Source organism: Bacillus cytotoxicus NVH 391-98 (genome assembly GCF_000017425.1).
GTDB classification, from domain to species: Bacteria; Bacillota; Bacilli; order Bacillales; family Bacillaceae_G; genus Bacillus_A; species Bacillus_A cytotoxicus.
The window spans coordinates 2554114-2568475 of record NC_009674.1 but is presented as its reverse complement, the minus strand read 5'-3'; the positions used below and the strand labels follow the sequence as shown (position 1 = coordinate 2568475).

The following is a 14362-nucleotide window of genomic DNA, read 5'->3' as shown; positions in this document are numbered from 1 at the left end:
TTCTTTGAAGGGCATTTCAATTTATAATAGCAGATGGAAGGAGGTTGTTTATGTCATTAACGAATGAACAGCAAGAGCGTTTTCATATTTTACTTCAGCAATTACAAATACCAGAAGATCTTGTGAATCAATATTTACAAGGCGGAGGTATTCAAAAGCTAGTTGTTGATAAGGCGAACAAAAGCTGGCATTTTGCTTTACAAGTGCCGCGTATTTTGCCAACAGAACTGTATGAATTGCTTGAAAGACAGCTTAAGCAGTCATTTTCTCATATTGCAAAAACATCATTTGCACTAGAAACTGAGAGCAAACAGTTTACGGAAGAAGAAGTGAAAGCGTACTGGTCGCTATGTACAGAGAGAATTACAATTTCTCCTATGTTTGCATATTTAAAAAAACAACTTCCCCATGTAAATGGTGTGAAGTTGTTACTAGATGTAAAGAATGAATTAGAAGCAACAGCATTAAAGAAAAATGTAGCTAAGTCTGTTGGTGATCAATATGAAGCTTTTGGATTCCCACGATTTCAAGTGGATACTAATGTGAAGAAAAATGATGAAGAAGTTCAAAAGTTTAGAGAACAAACGCAGCAAGAAGATCGACAGCGCGTCATCCAAGCTATGGAAGAAATGGCGAAGAAACAAGCTGAAGAAAGCGAAGTTGTGCATGAAGGTCCAGTTGTACTCGGTTATCTCATTAAACCTGATGAAGAAATTACACCGCTGCGTGAAATTCAAGACGAGGAAAGAAGAAAAACCGTTCAAGGGTATGTTTTCCATGTGGAAACGAAAGAACTTCGTAGCGGACGTACATTATTAACGTTAAAAATCACGGATTACACAGACTCCATTATGATAAAAATGTTCTCGCGTGATAAGGAAGATATTCCAGTATTACAATCGCTGAAAAAAGGAATGTGGATTAAAGCGCGAGGGTCGGTTCAAAATGATACGTTTGTTCGCGATTTAGTGATGATTGCGAATGATATTAACGAAATCACAGGACCTTCTCGTAAAGATAAAGCACCAGAGGGGGAAAAGCGAGTAGAGCTGCATTTGCATACACCAATGAGCCAAATGGATGCCGTGACATCAGTATCTCAGCTTATTGCACAGGCTGGAAAATGGGGACATGAAGCGATTGCGATTACCGATCATGCTGTGGCGCAATCTTTCCCAGAGGCATATTCAGCAGGGAAAAAAGCAGGGATAAAGGTCATTTATGGTGTAGAAGCAAACTTAGTCAATGATGGAGTTCCAATTGCTTATAATGAAGAACACAGATTGCTTGAGGATGAAACATATGTTGTTTTTGACGTTGAAACAACAGGATTGTCTGCGGTATATGATACGGTGATTGAATTAGCGGCAGTAAAGGTAAAAGGCGGAGAAATTATCGACCGGTTTGAATCATTTGCAAATCCGCATCAACCGCTATCAGCGACAATCATCGAGTTAACAGGCATTACAGATGATATGTTGACAGACGCACCAGAAGTAGGAGAAGTATTTAAAAAGTTTCAAGCGTGGATGGGCGATCACACACTTGTTGCTCATAATGCAAGTTTTGATATGGGATTCTTAAATGTAGGGTTTAAAAAATGTGGTTTAGATAAACCAAAGAATCCAGTTATCGATACATTGGAGTTAGCTAGATTCCTATTCCCAGACATGAAGAATCATCGTTTAAATACATTGTGTAAAAAGCTTGATATTGAATTAACGCAGCATCACCGTGCGATTTATGATACGGAAGCAACAGGATATTTACTTGCGAAAATGCTGAAAGAGGTTATTGAAAAAGGATTTGAATATCATGACCAATTAAATGACAGCATGGGACAAGGCGATTCGTATAAACGAGGAAGACCAAGTCACGTTACGTTGCTTGCTACGTCTGATGAAGGACTAAAAAACTTATACAAACTTATTTCCTATTCGCATGTGAATTATTTTTATCGTGTACCGCGAATACCGAGATCGTTATTGAAAAAGCATCGAGAAGGTATATTGGTAGGGACAGCTTGTGATAAAGGTGAAGTATTTGAAGCGATGATGCAAAAAGCACCGGAAGAAGTAGAAGAAATTGCGCAGTTTTATGATTATATTGAAGTAATGCCTCCAGAAGTATTACGACATTTAGTAGAGCTAGAATTAGTTCGAGATGAAGGACAATTGAAAACGATTATTTCTAATTTAGTAAAATTAGGTGAAACGTTAGACAAACCAGTTGTTGCGACTGGTAATGTCCATTATTTGAATCCAGAAGATGCCATTTATCGCAAAATTTTAATCAGTTCACAAGGCGGGGCAAATCCGTTAAATCGTCATTCTTTACCACCGGTATATTTCCGTACAACAGATGAAATGCTAGATTGTTTCTCTTTCTTAGGGGAAGAAAAAGCAAAAGAAATTGTTGTCACAAATACACAAAAAATTGCATCGTTAATCGGTGAGGTTCATCCGGTAAAAGACGATTTGTATACACCGAAAATTGAAGGTGCAGACGATGAGACGCGCGATATGAGTTACAAAATGGCGCGCAGTATTTATGGAGAAGAGCTTCCGGAAATTGTAGAAGCTCGTTTAGAAAAAGAATTAAAAAGTATTATTGGGCATGGTTTTGCTGTTATTTATTTAATCTCACACAAATTGGTGAAAAAGTCACTTATAGATGGTTATCTTGTAGGTTCACGTGGCTCGGTTGGATCATCATTTGTTGCGACAATGATGGAAATTACAGAAGTAAATCCATTGCCGCCGCATTATGTATGTCCAAAGTGTAAGCAATCAGAATTCTTTAACGATGGTTCTGTTGGATCTGGTTTTGACTTACCGGACAAAAATTGTCCAAACTGTAATGTTCCATATAAAAAAGACGGACATGATATTCCATTCGAAACGTTCCTTGGTTTTAAAGGAGATAAGGTACCGGATATTGATTTGAATTTTTCCGGAGAATATCAGCCGCGTGCACATAATTACACAAAGGTGCTATTTGGTGAAGATTATGTGTATCGTGCTGGAACAATTGGTACAGTTGCAGAGAAAACAGCTTACGGTTATGTAAAAGGGTATGCGTCGGATCACAATTTAACAATCCGAAATGCGGAAGTGGATCGCCTTGTTGCAGGATGTACAGGTGTAAAACGTACAACTGGACAGCATCCAGGTGGTATTATCGTTGTACCAGATTACATGGATATCTTCGATTTCTCACCAATTCAGTATCCTGCTGACTCTGTTGGGGCAGAATGGAGAACGACACACTTTGACTTCCATTCCATCCATGATAATTTACTGAAACTTGACATACTTGGACACGATGATCCAACTGTTATTCGTATGTTACAAGATTTAAGTGGAATTGATCCAAAGACAATACCAACAGATGACCCCGAAGTAATGAAGATTTTTTCAAGTCCAGAATCTTTAGGGGTAACAGAGGAACAAATTAATTGTAAGACAGGTACACTTGGTATACCGGAGTTTGGAACAAAATTTGTAAGACAGATGTTAGAGGAAACAAAACCAACAACATTTTCCGAGCTTGTCCAAATTTCTGGACTATCGCACGGTACAGACGTATGGCTTGGGAATGCCAACGAGTTGATTTATAACGGTACATGTACATTAAGTGAAGTTATCGGTTGTCGCGATGACATCATGGTGTATTTAATTTATCAAGGACTAGATCCATCATTAGCCTTTAAAATCATGGAATCAGTGCGTAAAGGTAAAGGCGTGCCGGAAGAATGGGAAGAGGAAATGCGTAATAACAATGTACCTGGATGGTATATTGATTCATGTAAGAAGATTAAGTATATGTTCCCTAAGGCACACGCAGCAGCTTACGTATTAATGGCTGTACGCATTGCCTATTTCAAAGTGCATTTTCCGCTCTTATTCTACGCAGCATACTTTACAGTACGAGCTGATGATTTTGATGTAGATGTAATGGCAAAAGGGTCAGCGTCAATTCGCGCAAAAATTGAAGAGATTGCACAAAAAGGATTGGATGCTTCGCCAAAAGAGAAGAGTTTGTTAACTGTATTAGAAATGACATTAGAAATGTGTGAACGTGGTTATTCTTTCCAAAAAGTTGACTTATACCGTTCGCATGCAACAGATTTTATTATCGATGGAGATACATTAATTCCTCCATTTAACGCAGTGTCTGGTCTAGGGACAAACGCAGCAATTAGTATTGTAGAAGCGCGTAAAAATGGCGACTTTTTATCAAAAGAAGATCTGCAGCAAAGAAGTAAGCTCTCTAAAACAATTATTGAGTATTTAGATAGCCAAGGTTGTTTAGGAGATTTACCAGATCAAAACCAATTATCACTGTTCTAATGGGGAGGAAAAGTCTTTACAAGTCAATATTTTCTATGGTACACTATTAACCGAGATAACCATGTCATGTATATTTTTCGAAAAGAAGAGTGGGGAAACCCACTCTTTCGTGTTACTATCTATGTTTTACCTACAATTGTAGGTGGGACATTTCTGTCGTATATACATATTTTGTTACAAGTTTTACTTCTTAAATTTGGTAATACTAAGACAGATATTCCCTGCTAAACGGCAGGGGCTTTTGTTAGCTAACAAGAAAGAATAAGGCAGACCGCTTTATGATAAAGCGGGGCTTTTCTTTCAAATGGTACATGGCGGCAGGAAGGAGGCTGTTTATGGATAAGAAAGTTACAGAAGTTGTTGAAGCACTTGCGCAGCCGATTGTTGAAGAGTTAAATCTTGAACTTGTAGATGTAGAATATGTGAAAGAAGGGAAAGACTGGTTCCTACGCGTATTCATCGATTCTGAAACCGGAGTCGACATTGAAGAATGCGGTGCGGTAAGTGAACGTTTAAGTGAAGCTTTAGATAAAGAGGATCCAATTCCTCATCTGTACTTTTTGGATGTATCATCGCCAGGAGCGGAACGCCCATTAAAGAAAGAAAAAGACTTCGAACAAGCGGTAGGAAGTCAAGTGGCAATTAAAACATACGAGCCGATTGATGGTGAAAAGATGTTTGAAGGAAAATTGCTTTCTTATGATGGTACAACAATTACACTATTATTAACGATTAAAACACGTAAAAAAGAAATCCAAATTCCAATGGATAAAGTTGCCAATGCGCGACTTGCAGTTACGTTTTAGTTAGAAGGGGGATCCTCATGAGCACTGAGTTGTTAGATGCTTTGCTCGTATTAGAATCAGAAAAAGGTATTAGCAAAGATATTATTATTGATGCGATTGAAGCAGCTTTAATCTCTGCTTATAAGCGCAATTTTAACCAAGCACAAAATGTTCGAGTTAGCTTTAATCCAGAAGTAGGGACAATTCAAGTTTTAGCACGTAAAGATGTTGTTGATAACGTATTTGACCCACGTCTTGAAATTTCTGTGGAAGAAGCAAGACAAATTAATCCAAACTATCAAAATGGTGATGTACTGGAAATTGAAGTAACGCCAAAAGATTTTGGACGCATTGCGGCGCAAACTGCAAAGCAAGTTGTCACACAACGTGTACGCGAAGCAGAGCGCGGCGTTATTTATTCAGAATTTAGCGATCGTGAAGAAGACATTATGGTCGGTATTGTCCAAAGACAAGATGCTCGCTTTATTTATGTAAGCTTAGGAAAAGTGGAAGCACTTTTACCAGTAAGTGAGCAAATGCCAAATGAACAATATAAACCACATGATCGCATCCGTGTATTCATTACAAAAGTCGAAAAAACGACAAAAGGACCACAAATTTACGTATCACGTACACATCCTGGTCTTCTAAAGCGTTTATTTGAAATGGAGGTTCCAGAGATTTATGATGGAACAGTAGAGATTCGTTCTGTTGCACGTGAAGCAGGCGATCGTTCTAAAATCTCTGTATATGCGGAGAATATTGATGTTGACCCAGTTGGTTCTTGCGTAGGACCGAAAGGACAGCGTGTACAACGCATTGTAGATGAACTAAAAGGCGAAAAAATTGACATTGTTCGCTGGTCAAATGATCCAGTAGAATATGTTGCTAATGCATTAAGTCCATCACAGGTCGTATCAGTACTTGTGAATGAAGAAGAAAAAGCAACAACTGTTATCGTTCCAGACCATCAGCTTTCGTTAGCGATTGGTAAGCGTGGACAAAACGCGCGTCTTGCAGCAAAATTAACGGGCTGGAAAATTGATATTAAAAGCGAGTCTGATGCGAAACAACTTGGTATTGTAACAGAAGAAGACAACATGATCGCATTCGATTCAGTTGAAGACGAAATCGAATAGAGGTGATGAGTATGAGCAATCGAAAAGTTCCGTTACGAAAATGCGTTGTAACGCAGGAAATGAAGCCGAAACGAGAGCTCGTTCGCATTGTTCGTTCCAAAGAGGGTGAAGTGTCTATTGATTTAACTGGAAAAAAATCAGGACGCGGCGCATATTTGTCAATGGACAAAGAATGCATTCTTCAAGCACAAAAGAAGAACATTTTGGAACATCATCTAAAAGCGAAAATCGACAGTTCTCTCTATGAAGAACTTCTTGAACTTGTTGAGAAGGAGTCGAAATAAGTGTCCGATTGGAAATTGTTTTTAGGCCTAGCAAATCGTGCCCGAAAAATTATTTCGGGTGAAGAACTTGTTTTAAAAGAAGTACGAAGTGGCAAGGCAAAGCTTGTATTGCTTTCTGAGGATGCGTCTGCGAATACGACAAAGCGCATCACAGATAAAACCACGTACTACAACATACCAATGAGAAAAGTCGAAAATCGACAACAATTAGGGCATGCGATTGGGAGAGACGAACGAGTCGTTGTAGCTGTGTTAGATGAGGGCTTTGCGAAAAAGCTGCGTAGCATGCTCGATACAACTTACCGGGGGTGAAGGTATGAGTAAGATTCGAGTATATGAATATGCAAAGAAGTACAATATTTCAAGTAAAGAGATTATTACAAAACTAAAAGAAATGAATATTGAGGTTTCGAATCATATGACAATGTTAGACGATGAAGTAGTAAACAAACTAGATAATGAGTATAATAATGAAGTGAAAAAACCTTCTGTTGCAGATGAGTTTGAAGTAGAAGAAAAGGTTGTTCGCAGCAAAAAGAACAGCAATAAGAAAAAGAAAAAAGGCAAAGGAAATCAAGATAAACGTCAAGAGAACTTTGCTGGAAAACAGCAAGCGCAAACTGTAGAAACACCAGACAAAATTACTTTCTCTGGAACGCTTACAGTAGGAGAACTTGCGAACAAGCTTGGCAAGGAGCCATCTGAAATTATTAAGAAGCTCTTTATGCTAGGGATTATGGCAACAATTAACCAAGATCTTGATAAAGATACAATCGAGTTAATTGCAAGTGACTACGGTATTGAAGTGGAAGAAGAAGTAGTCATAGATGAAATTGAGTTCGAAACATTTATCGATGAACAAGATGAAGAGGAAGGGGACTTAAAAGAGCGCCCAGCTGTTGTAACAATTATGGGTCACGTTGACCATGGTAAAACAACATTACTTGACTCTATCCGTAATTCAAAAGTAACTGCTGGTGAAGCAGGCGGAATTACGCAACATATTGGTGCATACCAAGTAGAAGTAAATGATAAGAAAATTACATTCTTAGATACTCCAGGTCACGCGGCGTTTACAACGATGCGTGCTCGCGGTGCACAAGTAACGGATATTACAATTCTTGTTGTAGCAGCTGATGATGGTGTGATGCCACAAACAGTTGAAGCGATTAACCACGCAAAAGCTGCAGGAGTACCAATTATTGTAGCGGTGAATAAAATGGATAAACCAGCAGCAAATCCAGATCGCGTTATGCAAGAATTAACGGAGTATGAGTTAGTACCAGAAGCTTGGGGTGGCGATACAATCTTCGTACCAATCTCAGCGATTAAAGGTGAAGGAATTGACAATTTATTAGAAATGATTCTTCTTGTAAGTGAAGTGGAAGAATATAAAGCAAATCCAAATCGCTACGCAACAGGTACTGTAATTGAAGCACAACTTGACAAAGGAAAAGGTGCAATCGCAACATTACTTGTACAAAATGGTACACTTCGCGTTGGTGATCCAATCGTTGTTGGTACAACATATGGTCGTGTTCGTGCGATGGTAAATGATATTGGCCGTCGTGTAAAAGTTGCTGGACCATCTACTCCTGTTGAAATTACAGGTTTAAATGAAGTTCCACAGGCAGGAGATCGTTTTATGGCATTTGCTGACGAGAAAAAAGCACGCCAAATTGGTGAATCACGTGCACAACAGGCATTGCTTGCACAACGTGGTGAAAAATCTAAATTAAGCCTGGAAGATTTATTCCAACAAATTCAAGAGGGCGATGTAAAAGAAATTAACTTAATCGTTAAAGCTGATGTACAAGGTTCTGTAGAAGCAATGGCTGCATCACTTCGCAAAATTGATGTAGAAGGCGTTAAAGTGAAAATTATTCATACAGGCGTAGGTGCGATTACAGAATCTGATATTATTTTAGCTTCTGCATCTAATGCAATTGTAATTGGATTTAACGTACGTCCAGATGTAAATGCGAAGCGTACAGCTGAATCTGAAAATGTTGACATTCGCTTGCATCGTATTATCTATAAAGCAATCGAAGAAATTGAAGCAGCAATGCGCGGTATGCTTGATCCAGAATTTGAAGAAAAAGTAATCGGTCAAGCTGAAGTTCGTCAAACGTTTAAAGTAACAAAAGTTGGAACGATCGCTGGATGCTATGTAACAGACGGTAAAATTACACGTGATAGTGGCGTTCGTATTATTCGTGACGGTGTTGTCATTTATGAAGGACAGCTTGATACATTAAAACGTTTTAAAGATGATGTAAAAGAAGTTGCACAAAACTATGAGTGCGGTATTACAATTGAGAAGTACAATGATATTAAAGAAGGAGACATCATTGAAGCATTCATTATGGAAGAAGTGAAGCGATGATTATCGCTTCGCTCTCATTCGAATGCATCATATACGATGTGCATTCTTTAAAAGAGAAACGAGCAATTTTACAACGTGTGCTAACCCGTGTGAAACAGCGACATAATGTCGCTGTTTCTGAAGTGGGGCACCAAGATGTATGGCAACGTGCGGAAATTGCAATTGTTTCTGTATCCTCAAATCGCGTTGTCTGCGAGAAAGAAATGAATCGTGTACTAGAGTATATTGACTCATTTCCGGAGATAGAACGGACGATAACGCACTTGGAATGGTATTGAATGAGGTGAATAGTTATGAAACTACGTGCAAACCGTGTGGGAGAACAAATGAAAAAAGAATTAGGCGATATTATTAGTCGCAAAATTAAAGACCCACGCGTCGGATTTGTAACAGTAACAGATGTAAAAGTAAGTGGAGATTTACAAATTGCCACAGTATATATTTCTGTTTTAGGAGATGAAGAACAGAAAGAAAATACATTAAAAGGCTTAGCGAAAGCGAAAGGCTTTATTCGTTCAGAAATTGGCCAACGTATTCGTCTTCGTAAAACACCGGAAATCTCTTTTGAATTTGATGAATCTATCGGATATGGTCATCGAATTGATACACTTTTACATGAAATTAATAAAGAAGGTAAACGTGAAGAATAATGGATAGACATTTGTCTATCCATTTTTTCAATAGAAAGTTTGTTTTACATACTCGTGTAAGTAGACAAGCATAGTAAAAAATATCTACTTAATTTTCGCAAGAAGATAAGAATGAGGTGAACATATGGAAGGTGTAGTATTATTACATAAACCAAAAGGAATGACTTCACATGATTGTGTATTTAAGTTACGAAAAATATTACGTGAAAAGCGAATTGGTCACACAGGTACATTAGATCCAGATGTAACAGGAGTGTTACCGATTTGTGTGGGACGTGCTACAAAGATTGCACAATTTTTGACGAGTGAAACAAAAACTTATGAGGGGGAAGTTACATTAGGATTTTCAACTACCACTGAAGATGCTTCTGGTGAAGTAGTTGAAAAACAAGATGTAAATCGCACCATTACACGCAAGGAAATTGAAGCGGTACTAGCAGAATTGACAGGTACGCTTGAACAAGTGCCACCTATGTATTCGGCTGTAAAGGTGAATGGGAAAAAATTATATGAGTATGCGAGAGCTGGGCAAGAAGTGAAGCGCCCAGTTCGCATCATTACAATTCATGAGTTTACACTACTGGACAACCGTGAAACATTTGAAGGTGCAAATATTTCATTCCGCTTCCGTGTTACATGTAGCAAAGGAACGTATGTGAGAACATTAGCAGTTATGATCGGAGAAAAATTAGGATTCCCGGCACATATGTCTGATCTTGTTAGAACAGCTTCAGGAGAATTTCAGCTACATGACTGCGTATCATTTGAAGAAATTGAGGAAAACATGCAAAATGGAACAGTAGAGTCTGTTTTTATTTCAATTGATGAAGCGTTAAGCAAGTTTCCAAAAATAGTGGTAGACGAAAAACAAGCAGAAAAAATAAAAAACGGTATGTTTTTAAAAAATGAAATACAAGCGGAAACTCCATTTATTACAGTATTTGATCGTAATAATCATTGTTTAGCGATTTATGAACATCACCCAAAACGTCCAGGCATGTTAAAGCCAATGAAAGTACTTGTGAATAATCAAGAATTAAAGCTATAATGAAGTATTAGAAGGATTATTACAGAAAAAGGTGAACGCAAGCGTGAAACTCATTCATTTAACTCATCGCCATGATTTAAATAAACTAGAATTACCACCTACTGTAATGGCATTAGGATATTTTGATGGCATTCATTTAGGACATCAACGTGTAATTCAAACGGCAAAAAAAATAGCGGATGAAAAAGGATGGAAAAGTGCGGTCATGACATTTCATCCACACCCATCTGTTGTATTAGGGAAAAAAGAAGCACATGTGGCATATATTACACCGCCAAGTTTGAAAGAAAAGGTAATTGCAGATTTAGGTATTGACCTACTATATGTGGTGAAATTCGATGAAGCATTCGCTGGATTATTACCACAGCAGTTTGTTGATGAATATGTTATTGGGCTAAATGTTAAGCATGTAGTAGCAGGATTTGATTATTCATATGGACGCTTGGGGAAAGGTACGATGGAGACTTTGCCATTTCATGCGAGAGGGGAGTTTACACAAACCGTGATTGAAAAAGTTGAATTTCAAGAAGAAAAAGTAAGTTCTACAGCGTTACGAAAATTAATTCGTAATGGAGAAATGGAACAAATTCCATCTATTTTAGGTAGACTTTATACAGTGGAAGGAAAAGTGGTTCACGGTGATAAACGTGGGCGTCAAATTGGTTTTCCAACTGCCAATGTTGCTTTAAATGGTGATTATTTATTGCCGCCTGTTGGAGTATATGCAGTGCGATTAAAGGTTCATGATAAGTGGCATGATGGTGTATGTAACATTGGATATAAACCGACTTTTAAAGAAAATGAGCGCCAGCTATCTATTGAAGTACATGTATTCCAATTTAATGAAGATATTTATGATCAGACTGTTACTGTTGAATGGCATATGCGTATTCGGGAAGAAAAGAAATTTAATGGTATCGATGAATTAGTTGCACAAATTGCTGAAGATAAAAATACAGCGCAAGAATATTTTAAGACGAAAAAGAATGTGCTTGCTTTTTCCAATGAAAAGTAGTATTCTATGTTATGTACTTTATGACAACCATTGCTTGGCATAGCGACTCACCGACGCATGCTAGGGAATTGGGGGTTTACTTATTTAGGAGGTGAAATAGGATGGCTTTAACACAAGAGCGTAAAAATGAAATCATTGCACAATTTAGAACTCATGAGACTGATACTGGTTCTCCAGAGGTTCAAATTGCTGTCCTAACAGAGCAAATTAACACTCTAAACGAGCACTTACGTACTCACAAGAAAGATCATCATTCACGCCGTGGTCTATTAAAGATGGTTGGTAAACGTCGTAACTTACTTACTTACCTTCGTAATAGCGATATCACACGTTACCGTGAATTAATCACAAAGCTTGGCTTACGTCGATAGTCAAAAAAGCGGGAATCTTCCCGCTTTTTTGTTAGGTAAAAAATATATCTTCTACTCTTTATAGCTTACTTAATTTTCGGTAATACTAAAGGGAGAATATTTTGATATATAATCCATTTACATAGAAGAAGTGAATATTTTAAATTGAGAGGGGTACTTAAATGAGTCAAGAAAAGCAAGTCTTCTCGATAGATTTAGCTGGTCGCCAGCTAACAATTGAAACAGGTCAGCTTGCAAAACAAGCGAATGGAGCAGTATTAGTAAGGTATGGCGATACAGCAGTTCTATCTACAGCAACTGCATCAAAAGAGGCGAAGGATGTAGATTTCTTCCCGCTTACAGTAAACTATGAAGAGCGTTTATATGCTGTCGGAAAAATCCCAGGTGGTTTTATTAAGCGTGAAGGACGTCCAAGTGAAAAAGCAATTTTAGCAAGTCGTTTAATTGACCGACCAATTCGTCCGCTTTTCGCAGATGGTTTCCGTAATGAAGTGCAAGTTGTCAGCATTGTAATGAGTGTTGATCAAGATTGTTCTTCTGAGATGGCAGCTATGCTTGGTTCTTCATTGGCATTATCTATTTCAGATATTCCATTTGAAGGTCCAATTGCGGGGGCAACAGTAGGTCGTATTGACGGTGAATTTATTATTAACCCAACGGTAGAACAACAAGAGAAAAGTGATATTCACCTTGTTGTAGCGGGTACTAAAGACGCGATTAACATGGTAGAAGCAGGAGCTGATCAAGTACCTGAAGAAACAATGTTAGAAGCAATTATGTTCGGTCATGAAGAGATTAAACGTTTAATTGCTTTCCAAGAAGAAATTGTACAAGCTGTCGGAAAAGAAAAAATGGAAGTAAAACTGTATGAAGTGGATGCTGAACTGGAAAAAGCTGTACGTGAAATGGCAGAGAAAGATATGCATACTGCAATTCAAGTACATGAAAAGCATGCGCGTGAAGATGCAATTAACGAAGTAAAACAACGGGTCATTGCTCATTATGAAGAGCAAGAAGTTGAGGCGGAAGTATTAGGACAAGTAAGTGAGATTTTATACAAAATTGTCAAAGAAGAAGTACGTCGTCTTATTACCGTTGAAAAAATTCGCCCAGATGGACGTAAGAGTGATGAAATTCGTCCTTTAGCGTCAGAGGTTGGCATTTTACCTCGTACGCACGGTTCTGGTCTATTTACACGTGGACAAACACAAGCATTAAGTATTTGTACGTTAGGTGCATTAGGAGATGTGCAAATTTTAGATGGTCTTGGTGTAGAAGAATCGAAACGTTTTATGCATCATTACAATTTCCCTTCTTTCAGTGTTGGTGAAACAAGACCGATGCGTGGGCCAGGTCGCCGTGAAATCGGTCATGGAGCATTAGGAGAACGTGCTCTTGAACCTGTAATTCCATCTGAAAAAGATTTCCCATACACAGTGCGTCTTGTATCTGAAGTTTTGGAATCCAATGGTTCTACTTCACAAGCAAGTATTTGCGGTAGTACGTTAGCAATGATGGATGCGGGTGTACCACTTAAAGCGCCAGTTGCTGGTATCGCAATGGGACTTGTGAAATCTGGTGAACATTATACAATTTTAACGGATATTCAAGGCATGGAAGACCATTTAGGTGATATGGACTTTAAAGTAGCAGGTACAGCAAAAGGTGTAACTGCTCTACAAATGGACATTAAAATCGATGGCCTTTCTCGTGAAATCTTAGAAGAAGCATTACAACAGGCTAAGGTTGGACGCATGCACATTCTAGATCATATGTTATCTGTTATTGCTGAACCTCGTAAAGAGCTATCTGAATATGCTCCGAAAATTATTACGATGACAATCAATCCGGATAAAATCCGTGATGTTATTGGACCAAGCGGTAAACAAATTAACAAAATTATTGAAGAAACAGGCGTGAAGATTGATATTGAACAAGACGGTACAGTCTTTATTTCTTCAATTGATCAACAAATGAATGAGAAAGCGAAGAAAATCATCGAAGATATCGTTCGCGAAGTACAAGTAGGAGAAATCTACTTAGGAAAAGTAAAACGGATTGAAAAATTCGGTGCATTCGTAGAATTATTCAGCGGTAAAGATGGTCTTGTTCATATTTCTGAACTGGCTCTTGAGCGTGTAGGTAAAGTGGAAGACGTTGTAAAAATCGGTGATGAAATTTCAGTGAAAGTAATCGAGATTGATAAACAAGGTCGTGTAAACTTATCTAGAAAAGTATTGCTAAAAGAAGAGCAAGAAAAAGAGGTAGCAAAAGAAGAAGCGACACAAGAATAAAAATGAGGAAAAAAGCCAGATTTCTGGCTTTTTTTGTT

At 38.1% G+C, this 14362-nt stretch carries 12 protein-coding genes; all 12 read left to right on the top strand.

Translation table 11 applies throughout. The features are described from left to right. Positions 1–50: 50 nt before the first annotated feature. Positions 51–4352, top strand: coding sequence for a PolC-type DNA polymerase III (locus BCER98_RS12510; protein WP_012094910.1), 4302 nt, complete (start codon positions 51–53; stop codon positions 4350–4352). Positions 4353–4687: 335 nt separating this feature from the next. After that, entirely contained in the window at positions 4688–5158 is a 471-nt protein-coding gene (gene rimP, locus BCER98_RS12505) for a ribosome maturation factor RimP (RefSeq protein WP_012094909.1), read from the top strand. A 17-nt stretch (positions 5159–5175) separates the two neighbouring features. Beyond that, entirely contained in the window at positions 5176–6276 is a 1101-nt protein-coding gene (gene nusA, locus BCER98_RS12500) for a transcription termination factor NusA (RefSeq protein WP_012094908.1), read from the top strand. Between the two features lie 11 nt (positions 6277–6287). After that, complete coding sequence (rnpM, locus tag BCER98_RS12495) at positions 6288–6560, top strand: RNase P modulator RnpM (RefSeq protein WP_041809905.1); 273 nt, start codon at positions 6288–6290, stop codon at positions 6558–6560. After that, positions 6561–6872, top strand: a complete 312-nt coding sequence (locus BCER98_RS12490; protein WP_012094906.1) for a YlxQ family RNA-binding protein — start codon at positions 6561–6563, stop codon at positions 6870–6872. A gap of 4 nt (positions 6873–6876) precedes the next feature. Beyond that, positions 6877–8946, top strand: coding sequence for a translation initiation factor IF-2 (gene infB, locus BCER98_RS12485; RefSeq protein ID WP_012094905.1), 2070 nt, complete (start codon positions 6877–6879; stop codon positions 8944–8946). After that, entirely contained in the window at positions 8943–9224 is a 282-nt protein-coding gene (locus BCER98_RS12480) for a DUF503 domain-containing protein (RefSeq protein ID WP_012094904.1), read from the top strand. The genes infB and BCER98_RS12480 overlap by 4 nt, the downstream gene beginning before the upstream one ends. Before the next feature lie 15 nt (positions 9225–9239). Next, positions 9240–9596 carry a 30S ribosome-binding factor RbfA gene (rbfA, locus tag BCER98_RS12475; RefSeq protein WP_012094903.1) on the top strand — a complete coding sequence of 119 codons (357 nt, stop codon included), beginning with the start codon at positions 9240–9242 and terminating at the stop codon, positions 9594–9596. A gap of 124 nt (positions 9597–9720) precedes the next feature. Further along, a complete protein-coding gene (truB, locus tag BCER98_RS12470; RefSeq protein ID WP_012094902.1) occupies positions 9721–10644 on the top strand; it encodes a tRNA pseudouridine(55) synthase TruB in 924 nt (307 codons plus the stop codon). Between the two features lie 43 nt (positions 10645–10687). Continuing rightward, positions 10688–11659, top strand: a complete 972-nt coding sequence (gene ribF / locus BCER98_RS12465; RefSeq protein ID WP_012094901.1) for a bifunctional riboflavin kinase/FAD synthetase — start codon at positions 10688–10690, stop codon at positions 11657–11659. 101 nt (positions 11660–11760) lie between these two features. Next, a complete protein-coding gene (rpsO, locus tag BCER98_RS12460) occupies positions 11761–12030 on the top strand; it encodes a 30S ribosomal protein S15 (RefSeq protein ID WP_001229392.1) in 270 nt (89 codons plus the stop codon). A 161-nt stretch (positions 12031–12191) separates the two neighbouring features. After that, positions 12192–14324, top strand: coding sequence for a polyribonucleotide nucleotidyltransferase (gene pnp, locus BCER98_RS12455; RefSeq protein WP_012094900.1), 2133 nt, complete (start codon positions 12192–12194; stop codon positions 14322–14324). Positions 14325–14362: the final 38 nt, after the last annotated feature.

What these genes read in the sequence shown, in the direction of transcription:
- rbfA (WP_012094903.1), top strand. Translation starts at nt 9,240, where the DNA reads ATGAAACTACGTGCAAACCGTGTGGGAGAACAAATGAAAAAAGAATTA.
- BCER98_RS12510 (WP_012094910.1), top strand. Translation starts at nt 51, where the DNA reads ATGTCATTAACGAATGAACAGCAAGAGCGTTTTCATATTTTACTTCAG.
- BCER98_RS12480 (WP_012094904.1), top strand. Translation starts at nt 8,943, where the DNA reads ATGATTATCGCTTCGCTCTCATTCGAATGCATCATATACGATGTGCAT.
- infB (WP_012094905.1), top strand. Translation starts at nt 6,877, where the DNA reads ATGAGTAAGATTCGAGTATATGAATATGCAAAGAAGTACAATATTTCA.
- nusA (WP_012094908.1), top strand. Translation starts at nt 5,176, where the DNA reads ATGAGCACTGAGTTGTTAGATGCTTTGCTCGTATTAGAATCAGAAAAA.
- rnpM (WP_041809905.1), top strand. Translation starts at nt 6,288, where the DNA reads ATGAGCAATCGAAAAGTTCCGTTACGAAAATGCGTTGTAACGCAGGAA.
- rpsO (WP_001229392.1), top strand. Translation starts at nt 11,761, where the DNA reads ATGGCTTTAACACAAGAGCGTAAAAATGAAATCATTGCACAATTTAGA.
- rimP (WP_012094909.1), top strand. Translation starts at nt 4,688, where the DNA reads ATGGATAAGAAAGTTACAGAAGTTGTTGAAGCACTTGCGCAGCCGATT.
- truB (WP_012094902.1), top strand. Translation starts at nt 9,721, where the DNA reads ATGGAAGGTGTAGTATTATTACATAAACCAAAAGGAATGACTTCACAT.
- pnp (WP_012094900.1), top strand. Translation starts at nt 12,192, where the DNA reads ATGAGTCAAGAAAAGCAAGTCTTCTCGATAGATTTAGCTGGTCGCCAG.